Here is a 14,683-nt window from a genome sequence, read left to right on the forward strand (position 1 = left end):
TAATCGGGAATAAAAACGCCCGGCACGGCCGGGCGTTAGTAGGTCGTTGCAGCGGTCAGATGCGCTTGGCCTGTTCGATCGCGTTGCCAATGTAGTTGGCTGGCGTCAGCAGTTTCAGCTCGGCTTTGGCTGCTTGCGGCATTTCAAGGCCGTCGATGAAGGTTTGCAGTGCTTCTGGGCTGATGCCCTTGCCGCGGGTCAGCTCTTTGAGCTTCTCGTACGGGTTTTCAATGTTGTAGCGGCGCATTACGGTCTGGATCGGCTCGGCCAGGACTTCCCAGCAGGCGTCCAGGTCGGCAGCGATTTTCTGAGCGTTAAGCTCAAGCTTGCTGATGCCTTTGAGGCTGGCTTCGTACGCGATCACGCTGTGAGCAAAGCCCACGCCGAGGTTGCGCAGTACGGTGGAGTCGGTCAGGTCGCGCTGCCAGCGGGAAATTGGCAATTTGCTGGCCAGGTGCTGGAACAGCGCGTTGGCGATACCCAGGTTGCCTTCGGAGTTTTCGAAGTCGATCGGGTTGACCTTGTGCGGCATGGTCGAGGAACCGATTTCGCCGGCGATGGTGCGCTGCTTGAAGTAGCCCAGGGAGATGTAGCCCCAGATATCGCGATCGAAGTCGATCAGGATGGTGTTGAAGCGAGCGATGGCGTCGAACAGCTCGGCGATGTAGTCGTGCGGCTCGATCTGCGTGGTGTACGGGTTGAAGCCCAGGCCCAGTTCGTCTTCGATGAAGGCGCGGGCATTGGCTTCCCAGTCGATCTGCGGGTAGGCCGACAGGTGGGCGTTGTAGTTGCCCACGGCGCCGTTGATTTTGCCCAGCAGCGGGACTGCGGCCACCTGGGCGATTTGACGCTCCAGACGGTAAACCACGTTGGCCAGCTCTTTGCCCAGAGTGGTCGGCGAAGCCGGTTGGCCGTGGGTGCGCGACAGCATCGGCACGTCGGCGAACTTGATTGCCAGTTCGCGGATGGCTTCTGCGGTCTGGCGCATCAGCGGCAGCATCACGTCATCACGACCTTCGCGCAGCATCAGTGCGTGGGACAGGTTGTTGATGTCCTCGCTGGTGCAGGCAAAGTGGATGAATTCACTGACGTTGGCCAGCTCTGGCAGCTTGGCAGCCTGTTCCTTGAGCAGGTACTCAATGGCTTTGACGTCGTGGTTGGTGGTGCGCTCGATCTCTTTGACGCGCTCGGCGTGTTCCAGAGAGAAGTTTTCGGCCAGTTCATTCAGAACGGCGTTGGCTTCGGCGGAGAACGCCGGGACTTCAGGGATGGCGGCGTGAGCAGCCAGGCGCTGGAGCCAGCGGACTTCAACCAGAACGCGAGCACGGATCAAGCCGTATTCGCTGAAAATTGGGCGCAGGGCCTGGGTTTTGCCGGCGTAGCGGCCGTCAACAGGGGAAACCGCAGTGAGCGAAGAAAGCTGCATGGGGTGTTCTCGGACAGTCGGGCAACGAAATGGGGCGCGTATCATACATGAAAAAAACGGCCGGTCCGTTGCCAACTGACCGGCGTCATACGCATATCGACGTTACAAAGTGTGCCTGCTGGCGTGTTTCAGTTTCCGCGCAGCATCGGGTAAAGCTCTTTGAGCAGCTTGCGACGGCTGATTACCAGCTGCCAGCGATGGCCACCCAATTGACGCCAAAGCCGCGCTGAACGGATACCGGCCAGCAGCAGGGCGCGAATTTTTGCGGCGTTGTTCGGTTGTTGCAGATTGCGCATGTCACCGTGCACCTGAATGCGCTGGCGCAGCGTGCTCAGGGTGTCCTGGTACAGCGCGCCGCAGGCGGCCACCACGTTTTCGTGGGCCGGGCCGAAGTGTTCGACCTGTGACTGGATCTGCGGCAGACGTTTGCCGATCAGTTCCAGCATGTCTTCACGCTTGGCCAGTTGTCGCTCCAGGCCGAGCATCGACAGGGCATAGCGCAAGGGCTCGCGCTGCAGTGTGTTGGGGTCGCGTTCAAGGGCGCCGATCAGGGCCCGGTAGCCTTCACGCAGATTGATGTCGTCACCACCGTAGACTTCGAGCGTGTCCTTGGGGTCGCGAATCAACAGGCTGCCAAGCATGCAGCTCAAGTCAGCTTCGCTGACCTGGCCGGTTTTGGCGATTTTGTCCACCAGTACTGCAGCGAGGAACACACCGCCCAAGGCTATCAGTTGCTCCTGAGTGGGGTTCATGCGCGGCTGTCCTTGCTGGTCCAGGGTTCGGCAACTTCAATTACGCCACCGCCCAGGCATACTTCGCCGTCGTAAAACACCACGGACTGGCCGGGGGTGACGGCGCGTTGCGGATCATCGAAGGTGGCGCGATAGCCGGTAGCGGTCTTTTCCAGCGTGCAAGGCTGGTCGCTCTGGCGATAGCGGACCTTGGCGGTCAGGCGCAACGGGCTGCTCAGGTCGATCGGGTTGACCCAGTAAATTTCGGAGGCGAGCAGGGCGCGGGAAAACAGCCACGGGTGATCGTTGCCCTGGCCGACGATCAGCTCGTTATGCTCAAGGTCTTTGATCAGCACGTACCACGGCTCGTCACTGGCGTCTTTGAGGCCGCCGATGCCCAGGCCCTGGCGCTGGCCGATGGTGTGGTACATCAGGCCGTGGTGGCGGCCTATGACTTCACCTTCGGTATTTTTGATCTCGCCCGGTTGTGCCGGCAGGTATTGCTTGAGGAAGTCGCTGAAGCGGCGCTCGCCGATAAAGCAGATCCCGGTGGAGTCCTTTTTCTTCGCGGTGGCCAGATCGTGCTTTTCAGCAATCTTGCGCACTTCGGGCTTTTCCAGTTCGCCGACCGGGAACAGGGTCTTGGCGATTTGTTCGCCGCCGACGGCATGCAGGAAGTAGCTCTGGTCCTTGTTCGGGTCCAGGCCCTTGAGCAGCTCGGTGCGGCCGTCAATATCGCGACGGCGCACATAGTGGCCGGTAGCGATCAGATCGGCACCCAGCATCACGGCGTAGTCGAGGAACGCCTTGAACTTGATTTCACGGTTGCACAGGATGTCCGGGTTCGGCGTGCGTCCGGCCTTGTATTCGGCCAGGAAGTGCTCGAACACGTTGTCCCAGTACTCGGCGGCAAAGTTGGCGGTGTGCAGCTTGATGCCGATTTTGTCGCACACGGCCTGGGCGTCAGCCAGGTCATCCATGGCGGTGCAGTAATCCGTTCCGTCGTCTTCCTCCCAGTTCTTCATGAACAGGCCTTCCACCTGGTAGCCCTGCTCCATGAGCAGAACGGCGGAAACGGAAGAATCGACACCGCCGGACATGCCGACGATGACGCGCTGTTTTTCGGGGGCGACTAAGGCTGGATCACGCATAAGGTTTCAATGAGTGTCTTGAAAAAGGACGCGATTCTAGCAGGCCCGAGCGCTCAAGGCTAAACCGAAGGGCGGATTAACGTCAGGTCGAACAGTTTACCGTCCAGATAATCGTCGATGCACTGCAGACTCAGCTCGCTGCGCCAGCGATGGCGTTGCTCTATCAGCTCGTCGCGGGTCATCCATAGCGGGCCGATGATGCCGGTATCCAGCTGGTAGTCGGGGTGGTGTTTAACCGCTTTGCCGGCAAAGCACACGCGCTGGTAGGTCACGCCATTGCTGGGGGCGGTGTACAAATAAATGCCGATCACGCCGGTAAGTTCGACGTCGTAGCCGGTTTCTTCGAGGGTTTCGCGGATTGCAGCGTCGATCAGGCTTTCGTTCGGATCAAGATGGCCTGCGGGTTGGTTGAGCACGGCGCGTTCGCCTTTGAGCTCTTCGACCATCAGAAAACGGCCATTGTCTTCAACGACAGTGGCGACGGTGATGTGGGGTTTCCATTCCATGTGTAGGCCCTATGGGGTGCGGGGAGGGGCAGGATATATCCTGTGGGAGCTTGCAAGCCAGCGCTCAGCTGGTGCGGCAGGTCAGATGCTGTGTGGTGAGCGTCGCCGCCAAGCCAGCTGCCATGGGGTTTGTATTGGCCCAAAAACACAAACCCCGGCGTCGTGGGCCGGGGTTTGTGTTGTTGCCTGTTGCCCTTACGCGGAAGCGATGATCGCGTTCAGCGTGGCGCTAGGGCGCATTACTTTGCTCACCTTGTCGGCGTCGGCGTGGTAGTAGCCACCGATGTCGACCGGCTTGCCCTGTACGGCGTTGAGTTCGGCAACAATTTTTGCCTCGTTCTCGGCCAGGGCTTTTGCCACAGGGGCGAACTGCGCTTGCAGTTCTTTGTCTTCAGTCTGGGCGGCCAGGGCTTGAGCCCAGTACAGCGCCAGGTAGAAGTGGCTACCGCGGTTGTCGATATTGCCGACTTTGCGCGATGGCGACTTGTTGTTGTCGAGGAACTGGCCGGTGGCCTGATCCAGGGTCTTGGCCAACACCAACGCTTTCGGGTTGTTGTAGGTTGTGCCCAGGTGCTCCAGGGAGGCAGCCAGTGCCAGGAACTCACCCAGCGAGTCCCAACGCAGGAAGTTTTCTTCCAGCAATTGTTGCACGTGCTTGGGAGCCGAACCGCCTGCGCCGGTTTCAAACAGACCGCCGCCATTCATCAGCGGTACGATCGAGAGCATTTTGGCGCTGGTGCCCAGTTCCATGATCGGGAACAGGTCGGTCAGGTAGTCGCGCAGTACGTTGCCGGTCACCGAAATGGTGTCCAGACCCGCACGGGTGCGTTCCAGGGTGAACTTCATGGCATCTACCGGCGCCATGATGCGAATGTCCAGGCCGCTGGTGTCGTGATCCTTCAGGTAGGTTTCAACCTTTTTGATCATTTCGGCGTCGTGGCTACGCTTTGGATCGAGCCAGAACACGGCCGGAGTGTTGCTGGCACGAGCACGGTTCACGGCCAGTTTCACCCAGTCACGGATCGGCGCGTCTTTGGCCTGGCACATGCGCCAGATATCGCCTTCTTCAACCTTTTGTTCCATCAGCACGTTGCCGTTGCTGTCGGTTACCCGAACTACACCAGGGGTCTTGATCTGGAAGGTTTTGTCGTGGGAGCCGTACTCTTCGGCTTTTTGCGCCATCAGGCCAACGTTTGGCACGCTGCCCATGGTGGTTGGATCGAAGGCGCCGTGCTTCTGGCAGTCTTCGATGGTCGCCTGGTAGATGGTGGCGTAGCAGCGATCCGGGATCACGGCTTTGGTGTCTTGCAACTGGCCTTCTGTGTTCCACATTTTGCCGGAATCACGAATCATGGCCGGCATCGAGGCGTCAACGATGACGTCGCTCGGTACGTGCAGGTTGGTGATGCCTTTGTCGGAGTTCACCATCGCCAGCGCAGGGCGATCAGCGTACACCGCCTGGATATCAGCTTCGATTTCAGCTTGCTTCTCGGCCGGCAGGGCCTTGATGCGAGCGTACAGGTCGCCGATGCCGTTGTTCAGGTTGAAGCCGATTTCTTTCAGGGTGTCAGCGTGTTTATCCAGCGCATCTTTGTAGAACTCAGCCACGATCTGACCAAACATGATCGGGTCGGAGACCTTCATCATGGTGGCTTTCAAGTGAACCGAGAACAGTACGCCCTTTTTCTTGGCGTCTTCGATTTCGGCCGCGATGAACTCGCGCAATGCCTTTTTGCTCATTACGGAGCAATCGATGATCTCGCCGGCCTGAACCGCGGTTTTCTCTTTCAGGACGGTGGTGGTGCCGTCTTGAGCGATCAATTCGATTTTAACGCTGCCCGGGGCTTCGATCAGGGCAGACTTTTCGCTGCCATAGAAGTCGCCTTCGCTCATGTGAGCGACGTGGGATTTGGAGTCGGTACTCCATGCGCCCATTTTATGCGGGTGCTTGCGGGCATAGTTCTTGACCGACAGCGGTGCGCGGCGGTCGGAGTTGCCTTCGCGCAGTACCGGGTTTACGGCGCTGCCCATGACTTTGCTGTAACGCGCTTTGATTTCTTTTTCAGCGTCAGTAGTCACGGTCTCCGGGTAATCCGGAATGTCAAAGCCCTGCGCTTGCAGTTCTTTGATCGCGGCCTGCAATTGCGGGACCGAGGCGCTGATGTTAGGCAGCTTGATGATGTTGGCTTCAGGTGTAACGGCCAGGGCGCCCAGTTCGGCGAGGTGGTCTGCTACAGCCTTGGCACCCAATTGCTCGGGGAAGCTGGCAAGGATACGGCCTGCCAGAGAGATGTCGCGCGTCTCAACGGCGATATCAGCGCTAGCGGTAAAGGCTTCGATGATAGGCAGCAGTGAATAGGTGGCGAGCGCCGGAGCTTCGTCGGTGAAGGTATAGATGATCTTCGAACGGTTGGGCATTTCGGATTAACTCTCTTCTTTGCTGAGCGTGCTCAGATACTCGAGATGCGCAGGGTAGGCGCTTTCGTTCACAGTGAACAATGAGCCGAAAGTCGAGGTTCTTCGCGGTGATGTGAATGCATCAGTAGAGCGTCAAGCGGTCGAGCCGGGGTAACGACTCAGCCTTTCTAGGCCTGAAAGACTCATTCCAGTAGGTGTATCTGAGTGACTCCGTGGTCACCGGCGCAGTATACATAGGTCACTAATGTTCCTGCGAGGGCTGCGCAATATCGGAGATCATCCATTGGTCTAAGAATGGATTGTACGATGTGCCGGTAGCTGGTGCCTGGTCCTTTGTTTCCGGGCTTGTCCGGACAATGTCACACCGAGGGTATTAATGTGGAGCATCGGTTTTGCGCGCTGATTTAACCTGATTGTGCCCGGCCATAAAAAAAACCGGCCGGTTCGGGTAGGCGAACAGGCCGGTTTTTTATGTGGCAGGTTGTGTGCTGGCAGGTCAGGCCGGAAGGCTGCTGGCCTCTGGTTCGGTCACTGGCGAAAGCGCAATGGCTTTGGCGTCGGTAATCGCCACGGCATGCAGGCCTTTAGGGCCTTGGGTAATTTCGAAGCTTACGGGTTGGCCGGCCTTGAGTGTCTTGTAGCCGTCCATCTGAATGGCGGAAAAGTGGGCAAAAAAGTCGATTTCGTTACCGTCGTCATCTTTGCCTTCCTTGGCCTCTGTGTTGATAAAGCCGAAGCCTTTGGCATTGTTGAACCACTTGACCTTGCCTTGCATACTCATATCCCTCTGCTGCAAACGACTCCATCACTGGAGTATCATCCAGTTCTCTCGCACATGAACCACTAAATATGGTTGACTGCGCGGACCTTTATTCCCCACTGTGGGTTGCATTGGTTGTAACACCGTTTTACCGATAGTCAAGGTCACGCGGCGGCGCTGTTGAAATTTGACACGTTTGCCTCCATCACTGTAATCGATCAACGACGAACCTTTCTTTCCATGCATGCAATCAGCCAGACTCGACTAACATTCAATCAGGATCAGCCCGATTTTGATGGCGAAGACTCCGCTGGCTTGGCTGTGCAAGAGGCTAAGCCTGCGCTCCAGGCGCCGCCGATGTACAAGGTGGTTTTGTTTAACGATGACTACACACCCATGGATTTCGTTGTAGAAATACTTGAGGTGTTCTTTAACTTGAATCGCGAATTGGCGACCAAGGTCATGCTGGCCGTCCATACAGAAGGACGGGCTGTGTGCGGCATCTATACCCGCGACATTGCCGAGACCAAGGCGGCGCAGGTAAACCAGTACGCACGCGAAAGTCAGCATCCGCTACTCTGTGAAATCGAGAAGGACGGTTAACGCCGACCACTTGGGTATGAGGTGAAGCCATGTTAAATCGCGAGCTCGAAGTCACCCTCAATCTGGCCTTCAAGGAAGCCCGCTCCAAACGTCATGAATTCATGACGGTTGAGCACCTCCTTCTTGCGCTTTTGGATAATGAGGCGGCCGCAACCGTTCTACGCGCCTGTGGCGCAAACCTCGACAAACTCAAGCATGACCTGCAAGAGTTTATTGATTCCACGACTCCCCTTATCCCTGCCCACGATGAAGATCGCGAAACCCAGCCAACCCTGGGCTTCCAGCGCGTCTTGCAGCGTGCCGTATTCCATGTACAAAGCTCTGGCAAACGTGAGGTCACGGGTGCCAATGTACTGGTCGCGATTTTTAGCGAACAAGAAAGCCAGGCAGTGTTTCTGCTCAAGCAGCAGAGCGTTGCGCGTATTGATGTGGTCAACTTCATTGCCCATGGCATTTCCAAGGTCCCGGGGCAGGGCGATCACTCCGACGGCGAAAATGACATGCAGGATGAAGAGGGTGGCGAATCGTCGTCCTCAAGCAATCCGCTGGACGCCTATGCCAGTAATTTGAATGAGCTGGCTCGCCAAGGTCGCATCGATCCTCTGGTGGGCCGCGAAATGGAAGTTGAGCGTGTCGCCCAGATCCTGGCGCGTCGTCGCAAAAACAACCCATTGCTGGTCGGTGAGGCCGGCGTGGGTAAAACCGCAATTGCCGAAGGTCTGGCCAAGCGTATCGTCGACAATCAAGTGCCGGACTTGCTGGCTAACAGCATCGTCTATTCCCTTGATCTCGGCGCCTTGCTGGCTGGTACCAAGTACCGTGGTGATTTCGAGAAGCGTTTCAAGGCGTTGCTCGGTGAACTGAAAAAACGGCCGCATGCGATTTTGTTTATCGACGAAATCCACACCATCATTGGTGCGGGCGCGGCCTCTGGTGGCGTTATGGACGCCTCCAACCTGCTTAAGCCGCTATTGTCCTCGGGTGATATCCGCTGTATCGGTTCGACGACGTTCCAGGAGTTTCGCGGGATCTTCGAAAAAGACCGGGCACTGGCGCGGCGCTTCCAGAAAGTCGATGTGTCCGAGCCTTCGGTTGAAGACACCATCGGTATCCTGCGTGGCCTCAAGGGCCGTTTCGAGCAGCATCACGGTATCGAATACAGTGATGAGGCCTTGCGCGCGGCGGCTGAGCTGGCTTCGCGCTACATCAACGATCGGCACATGCCGGACAAGGCGATTGATGTGATCGACGAAGCAGGGGCATATCAGCGCCTGCAGCCGGTGGAGAAGCGTGTAAAGCGCATCGAAGTGGAGCAGGTCGAAGATATCGTTGCGAAAATCGCCCGTATTCCTCCTAAGCACGTATCCAGTTCAGACAAGGAACTGCTGCGTAACCTGGAGCGGGATCTGAGAATGACCGTATTCGGTCAGGAAGCCGCTATTGATTCGTTGTCGACGGCGATCAAGCTGTCCCGTGCCGGCCTCAAGTCCCCTGACAAGCCTGTCGGCTCGTTCCTGTTCGCAGGTCCGACCGGGGTTGGTAAAACCGAAGCTGCCCGCCAGCTGGCCAAGGCTTTGGGGATCGAACTGGTACGTTTCGACATGTCCGAGTATATGGAGCGTCACACCGTGTCGCGCCTGATCGGTGCGCCTCCAGGGTATGTCGGTTTCGATCAGGGCGGCTTGCTGACGGAAGCCATCACCAAGCAGCCGCATTGCGTGCTGCTGCTCGATGAGATCGAGAAGGCTCACCCTGAGGTCTTTAACCTGCTGCTGCAGGTCATGGACCACGGTACGCTGACCGATAACAACGGGCGCAAGGCCGACTTCCGCAACGTGATCGTGATCATGACCACCAATGCGGGCGCCGAGACGGCTTCGCGGGCTTCCATCGGGTTCACGATTCAGGATCATGCTTCCGATGCAATGGAAGCGATCAAGAAGAGCTTTACTCCGGAGTTCCGTAACCGTCTGGACACCATTATTCAATTTGGTCGCCTCAGTCATGAGGTTATCAAGCATGTGGTGGACAAGTTCCTCACCGAGTTGCAGGCGCAGCTGGATGACAAGCACGTGCAACTGGTGGTGTCGGACGAGGCTCGTGGCTGGTTGGCTGCAGGGGGCTACGATGCGTTGATGGGTGCGCGCCCTATGGCGCGTTTGATCCAGGACAAGATCAAGCGTCCGCTGGCTGAAGAGATTCTCTTTGGTGAACTGGCCGATCATGGCGGTGTGGTACATATCGACCTGAAAGACGGCGAGCTGACCTTTGAGTTTGAAACTGCGGTAGAAATGGCTTGATGTGACATTGCTGCAAAAAAAAAGCGCCGAAAGGCGCTTTTTTTATGGGTGGACTGTTTATGGAGGCTGCGGCGCGAGGCCAGCTCGCTCCGGCAGGGGGGGCAAATCGCGGACACACAAAAACGCCCGGCAGAACCGGGCGTTTTGTATTGACTTGATTAACGAGCGCGGTAAGTGATGCGCCCTTTGCTCAAGTCATAGGGCGTCAGCTCGACGCGCACTTTGTCGCCGGTAAGAATACGAATGTAGTTCTTGCGCATCTTGCCGGAAATATGCGCGGTTACGACGTGCCCATTTTCCAACTCCACACGAAACATGGTGTTGGGCAGGGTGTCGACGACAGTGCCTTCCATTTCGAAGCTGTCTTCTTTCGACATGCAGTAAAGCCCTCGGTGTCCAATGAATGGCCCGGTGCAACTGCGCCAGGCAAAAGCGGCGTGCATTGTGCCCGAAAAATGGGGTTTAAGCCAAGGGTTCAGTTAACAGTGCTCCATCGCTGATTTATCAGCAGCTCTATCGGCCGATATTCCGTCTTGTAATTCATCTTTTTGCAGTTCTTGATCCAGTACCCCAAATACAGTGCATCCAGCCCCAGGCGCCTGGCTTCGGCGATCTGCCAGAGAATCCCGTATCGCCCCAGACTGCGGCGCTCTTCGGCAGGTTCGTAGAAGGTATAGACCGCCGATAAACCGTTGGGCAGTACGTCGGTCACGGCGACCGCCAACAGGCGTCCATCAAGGCGGAATTCGTAGAATGTAGAGAACGGCAGGTCGCGTACCAAAAAAGTCGAAAACTGGTCGCGGCTCGGTGGATACATGTCGCCATCGGCATGCCGCTGCTCGATATAGCGCTGATACAGACCAAAGTTCTCTTCGCTGAAGCCGGGTTTTACCGCTTGCACCTGCAGGTCGGCATTACGCTTGAAAATACGTTTTTGCTGGCGGTTGGGCATAAAGCGCGCGACAGGAATCCGCGCCGGGGTGCACGCATCGCACTTCAGGCAATGGGGACGATAGAGGTGATCACCACTGCGCCGGAAACCCATTTCGGACAAGTCGGCATAGACCTGCACATCCATCGGCTGGCTGGGGTCGAGGAACAGCGTGGTGGCTTGTTCATCGGGCAGGTAGCTGCAAACGTGAGGTTGAGTGGCATAAAACTTCAAACGCGCCAGCTCGGTCATGATGGGCCCTCGGGAAATCTTTTGAATTAAGTGTAAGCCAGTGCGCAAAACTCGCCTATAAAACCCTGCCTGCAATAACTGCAGCCAGCGACGAGGCTACAGAGGTGTGGCCCACGCCGCGGTTGAGGGTTGGTCCAGATGCTGGCGCAGGTAGTCGGCAAACTGTTGGCGCGGGATTGAGCGTGCACCCAGGCTTTCCAGATGATTGGTCGGCATTTGGCAATCAATCAGCACGAAACCCCAGGCCTGGAGTTGCCTGACCAGTGTGGCAAAGCCGAATTTTGAAGCGTTATCGGCCCGGCTGAACATGGACTCGCCAAAAAATAGCTGGCCCATTGCCAGGCCGTACAGGCCGCCGACCAGTGTGCCGTTATCCCAGACCTCCACCGAATGGGCGTGCCCGCGGGCGTGAAGTTCGGTGTAGGCGTTTTGCATGTCGTCGGTGATCCAGGTGCCATCCGCGTAACTGCGGGGTGCGGCGCAGGCCTGGATGACACTTGCGAAGTCACGATCAAAGCTCACCTGGTAGCGCTGCTGGCGCAAGAGTTTCCCCAGGCTGCGGGATACATGCAGTTCCTCGGGGAACAGCACTGTGCGCGGATCGGGCGACCACCAAAGAATGGGCTGGCCTTCGGAAAACCACGGAAAGCAGCCATGGCGGTAGGCCTGGATCAGGCGGTCGGCTGATAGATCGCCGCCCGCGGCCAAAAGCCCGTTGGGCTCGCGCATGGCTTTGGTAAGCGGCGGGAATGTCAGGGTGTCGCGTTTTAACCAGGTCAGCATGGCAATCCGTCTTGCGGGAGAAGGGGAGGGCGGTTGCAACTCTGTCGCGCAAATGCGGTCTCAGTCGATCTGCCAGTTAAATGTAAGCTCTGTTTTGACGGTGGTATAAGTCTTTGTCACAAAAGGTAATACATGCTCAAATTGGCGCTTCTCAGCCAGTCGCGCGCCGATTTTGCCCGCGCCTTGAGGCCACGTGGCATCAGCGGCTTAAACCCGTACAATGGCCCGCCTGTTTGAGCTGATCTAGACTGCACGGATGTCACTGCAGACTACTGCGGGTAATAGTACAAGGCTGTGTACAGCGCTGGTCAGTTTCATGTCGGAACTTGTCACCTGCTCAATATGGGCAGTACTTTGCAGTCAATTTAGTCAATTAATAGTTGGGCGCGCCAAAGGCGCAGGAAAAGACCCGTTTTGAAGAAATCCACAGCAGCAGCACCCAAAGCCGTTCCTCTCTGGCGTCAGCAATTGCACTACCGGCTCAAGGAAGGTGCATTGATCGCTATTGGCGCCCTATGCCTGTTCATGATCATGGCCTTGCTGACCTACGGCAAGGACGATCCCGGCTGGAGCCATAACAGCCGCGTAGTCGATGTGCAGAACTTCGGCGGACCTGCTGGCTCCTACAGCGCTGACATCCTGTTTATGGTGCTCGGTTACTTTGCCTACATCTTTCCGTTGCTGCTGGCGATCAAGGCCTGGCAGATCTTCCGTGAGCGGCATCAGCCCTGGCAGTGGAGCGGCCTGTTGTTCTCGTGGCGCCTGGTAGGTCTGATATTTCTGGTGCTATCGGGCGCAGCCCTGGCCCATATCCACTTCCATTCGGCCGCAGGTTTGCCGGCTGGCGCGGGCGGTGCACTGGGCGAAAGCCTGGGTGATCTGGCCAAGAACGCACTGAACATCCAGGGCAGTACCTTGCTGCTGATTGCGTTGTTCCTGTTCGGGCTGACGGTGTTCACCGACCTGTCATGGTTCAAGGTCATGGACGTCACCGGTAAAATCACCCTCGATCTGTTTGAGCTGATCCAGGGCGCAGCCAATCGCTGGTGGTCGGACCGCAACGAGCGCAAACAGCTTGTTGCCCAGTTGCGTGAAGTCGACACCCGGGTCAGTGAAGTGGTCGCCCCAAGCGTGTCCGACAAGCGTGAACAGGCCAAGGCCAAGGAGCGCCTGATCGAGCGCGAACAGGCATTGACCAAGCACATGTCCGAGCGTGAAAAACACGTGCCGGCCGTCATCGCTCCGGCGCCGGCCAAAGTGCCCGAGCCGAGCAAGCGGGTCCAAAAAGAGAAGCAGGCACCGTTGTTTGTAGACAGCGCGGTTGAAGGCACCTTGCCGCCGATCTCTATTCTTGACCCGGCCGAGAAGAAACAGCTCAATTACTCCCCTGAGTCCCTGGCGGCTGTAGGCCATCTGCTTGAAATCAAACTCAAGGAATTCGGGGTCGAAGTGTCGGTGGATTCGATCCACCCGGGCCCGGTGATCACCCGTTACGAAATTCAACCGGCGGCCGGGGTCAAGGTCAGCCGCATTGCCAACCTGGCCAAGGACCTGGCGCGCTCGCTGGCGGTGACCAGCGTACGGGTGGTTGAAGTCATTCCGGGCAAAACCACCGTGGGTATCGAAATCCCCAACGAAGACCGCCAGATCGTGCGGTTCTCTGAAGTGCTGTCGACCCCCGAGTTTGATGACGCCAAGTCTCCAGTCACCCTGGCGTTGGGCCACGATATTGGTGGCAAACCGGTGATTACCGACCTGGCCAAGATGCCGCACTTGCTGGTGGCCGGTACCACCGGTTCCGGTAAGTCCGTAGGCGTGAACGCCATGATTTTGTCGATTTTGTTCAAGTCGGGCCCGGAAGACGCCAAGCTGATCATGATCGACCCGAAAATGCTTGAACTGTCGATCTATGAAGGCATTCCGCATTTGCTGTGCCCTGTGGTCACGGACATGAAAGATGCGGCTAACGCCCTGCGCTGGAGCGTTGCCGAGATGGAGCGGCGCTACAAGTTGATGGCCAAGATGGGGGTACGAAACCTCGCGGGCTTCAACCAGAAGATCAAGGATGCCGAGGCTGCCGGCGAGCCGCTGACCGATCCGCTGTACAAGCGCGAAAGCATCCATGACGAAGCGCCGCTGCTGGTCAAGTTGCCCACCATCGTGGTGGTGGTCGACGAATTTGCCGACATGATGATGATCGTCGGTAAGAAGGTCGAAGAACTGATTGCCCGTATCGCCCAGAAAGCGCGGGCTGCTGGTATTCACCTGATCCTCGCCACCCAGCGTCCGTCGGTGGATGTGATCACCGGTCTGATCAAGGCCAACATTCCGACCCGTATGGCGTTCCAGGTGTCGAGCAAGATCGACTCGCGCACCATTATCGACCAGGGTGGTGCCGAACAACTGCTGGGCCATGGCGACATGCTCTACATGCCGCCCGGCACCAGCCTGCCGATTCGTGTGCACGGCGCTTTCGTTTCGGACGAAGAAGTGCACCGTGTGGTTGAAGCCTGGAAGCTGCGTGGCAGCCCTGATTACAACGATGACATCCTGGCCGGCGTTGAAGAGCCGGGTAGCGGCTTTGATGGCGGCAGCAGTGAGGGCAGTGACGACGCTGAAACCGATGCCTTGTATGACGAGGCGGTTCAGTTTGTACTCGAAAGCCGTCGTGCCTCGATCTCTGCAGTGCAGCGCAAGCTGAAAATTGGATATAACCGGGCCGCTCGCATGATCGAGTCCATGGAAATGGCCGGGGTTGTCACGTCAATGAATACCAATGGCTCGCGTGAAGTGCTGGCGCCGGCCCCAATGCGCGACTGATT

General features: G+C 57.5%; 12 protein-coding genes. 3 read left to right on the forward strand and 9 right to left on the reverse strand.

The window, feature by feature from the left end:
• Positions 1–55 precede the first annotated feature (55 nt).
• The 6 genes from purB to B195_RS07795 all read right to left on the reverse strand — a co-directional run bounded on the left by purB (position 56) and on the right by B195_RS07795 (position 7,007).
• Entirely contained in the window at positions 56–1,426 is a 1,371-nt protein-coding gene (gene purB, locus B195_RS07770; protein WP_003447016.1) for an adenylosuccinate lyase, read from the reverse strand.
• Positions 1,427–1,554: 128 nt separating this feature from the next.
• Entirely contained in the window at positions 1,555–2,178 is a 624-nt protein-coding gene (gene hflD, locus B195_RS07775) for a high frequency lysogenization protein HflD (RefSeq protein ID WP_003447017.1), read from the reverse strand.
• Positions 2,175–3,308 carry a tRNA 2-thiouridine(34) synthase MnmA gene (mnmA, locus tag B195_RS07780; protein WP_003447019.1) on the reverse strand — a complete coding sequence of 378 codons (1,134 nt, stop codon included), beginning with the start codon at positions 3,306–3,308 and terminating at the stop codon, positions 2,175–2,177. The genes hflD and mnmA overlap by 4 nt, the downstream gene beginning before the upstream one ends.
• Before the next feature lie 59 nt (positions 3,309–3,367).
• Positions 3,368–3,814 (reverse strand): NUDIX hydrolase, encoded by a 447-nt coding sequence (locus B195_RS07785; RefSeq protein ID WP_003447021.1) that lies wholly within the window; start codon positions 3,812–3,814, stop codon positions 3,368–3,370.
• 195 nt (positions 3,815–4,009) lie between these two features.
• Positions 4,010–6,232 (reverse strand): NADP-dependent isocitrate dehydrogenase, encoded by a 2,223-nt coding sequence (locus B195_RS07790; RefSeq protein ID WP_003447023.1) that lies wholly within the window; start codon positions 6,230–6,232, stop codon positions 4,010–4,012.
• A gap of 496 nt (positions 6,233–6,728) precedes the next feature.
• Entirely contained in the window at positions 6,729–7,007 is a 279-nt protein-coding gene (locus B195_RS07795; protein ID WP_003447025.1) for a cold shock domain-containing protein, read from the reverse strand.
• A 225-nt stretch (positions 7,008–7,232) separates the two neighbouring features.
• On the opposite strand from B195_RS07795, the gene clpS reads away from it, so the two are divergent.
• Both clpS and clpA read left to right on the forward strand, forming a co-directional pair.
• Positions 7,233–7,595 (forward strand): ATP-dependent Clp protease adapter ClpS, encoded by a 363-nt coding sequence (clpS, locus tag B195_RS07800; protein ID WP_003447027.1) that lies wholly within the window; start codon positions 7,233–7,235, stop codon positions 7,593–7,595.
• 29 nt (positions 7,596–7,624) lie between these two features.
• Entirely contained in the window at positions 7,625–9,895 is a 2,271-nt protein-coding gene (gene clpA, locus B195_RS07805; RefSeq protein WP_003447030.1) for an ATP-dependent Clp protease ATP-binding subunit ClpA, read from the forward strand.
• 158 nt (positions 9,896–10,053) lie between these two features.
• Here clpA and infA read toward each other — a convergent pair whose 3' ends face one another.
• The 3 genes from infA to aat form a co-directional block, all read right to left on the reverse strand.
• Positions 10,054–10,272 (reverse strand): translation initiation factor IF-1, encoded by a 219-nt coding sequence (gene infA, locus B195_RS07810; protein ID WP_002553999.1) that lies wholly within the window; start codon positions 10,270–10,272, stop codon positions 10,054–10,056.
• Between the two features lie 98 nt (positions 10,273–10,370).
• Complete coding sequence (locus B195_RS07815; protein WP_003447032.1) at positions 10,371–11,078, reverse strand: arginyltransferase; 708 nt, start codon at positions 11,076–11,078, stop codon at positions 10,371–10,373.
• Positions 11,079–11,174: 96 nt separating this feature from the next.
• A complete protein-coding gene (gene aat / locus B195_RS07820; RefSeq protein WP_003447034.1) occupies positions 11,175–11,861 on the reverse strand; it encodes a leucyl/phenylalanyl-tRNA--protein transferase in 687 nt (228 codons plus the stop codon).
• A gap of 372 nt (positions 11,862–12,233) precedes the next feature.
• Between aat and B195_RS07825 the strand changes: the two genes are divergently transcribed.
• Positions 12,234–14,681 carry a DNA translocase FtsK gene (locus tag B195_RS07825; protein WP_177412945.1) on the forward strand — a complete coding sequence of 816 codons (2,448 nt, stop codon included), beginning with the start codon at positions 12,234–12,236 and terminating at the stop codon, positions 14,679–14,681.
• The last annotated feature ends 2 nt before the right edge of the window (positions 14,682–14,683 follow it).

The sequence above is a fragment of the Pseudomonas sp. Lz4W genome, assembly GCF_000346225.2.
GTDB classification, from domain to species: domain Bacteria; phylum Pseudomonadota; class Gammaproteobacteria; order Pseudomonadales; family Pseudomonadaceae; genus Aquipseudomonas; species Aquipseudomonas paraversuta.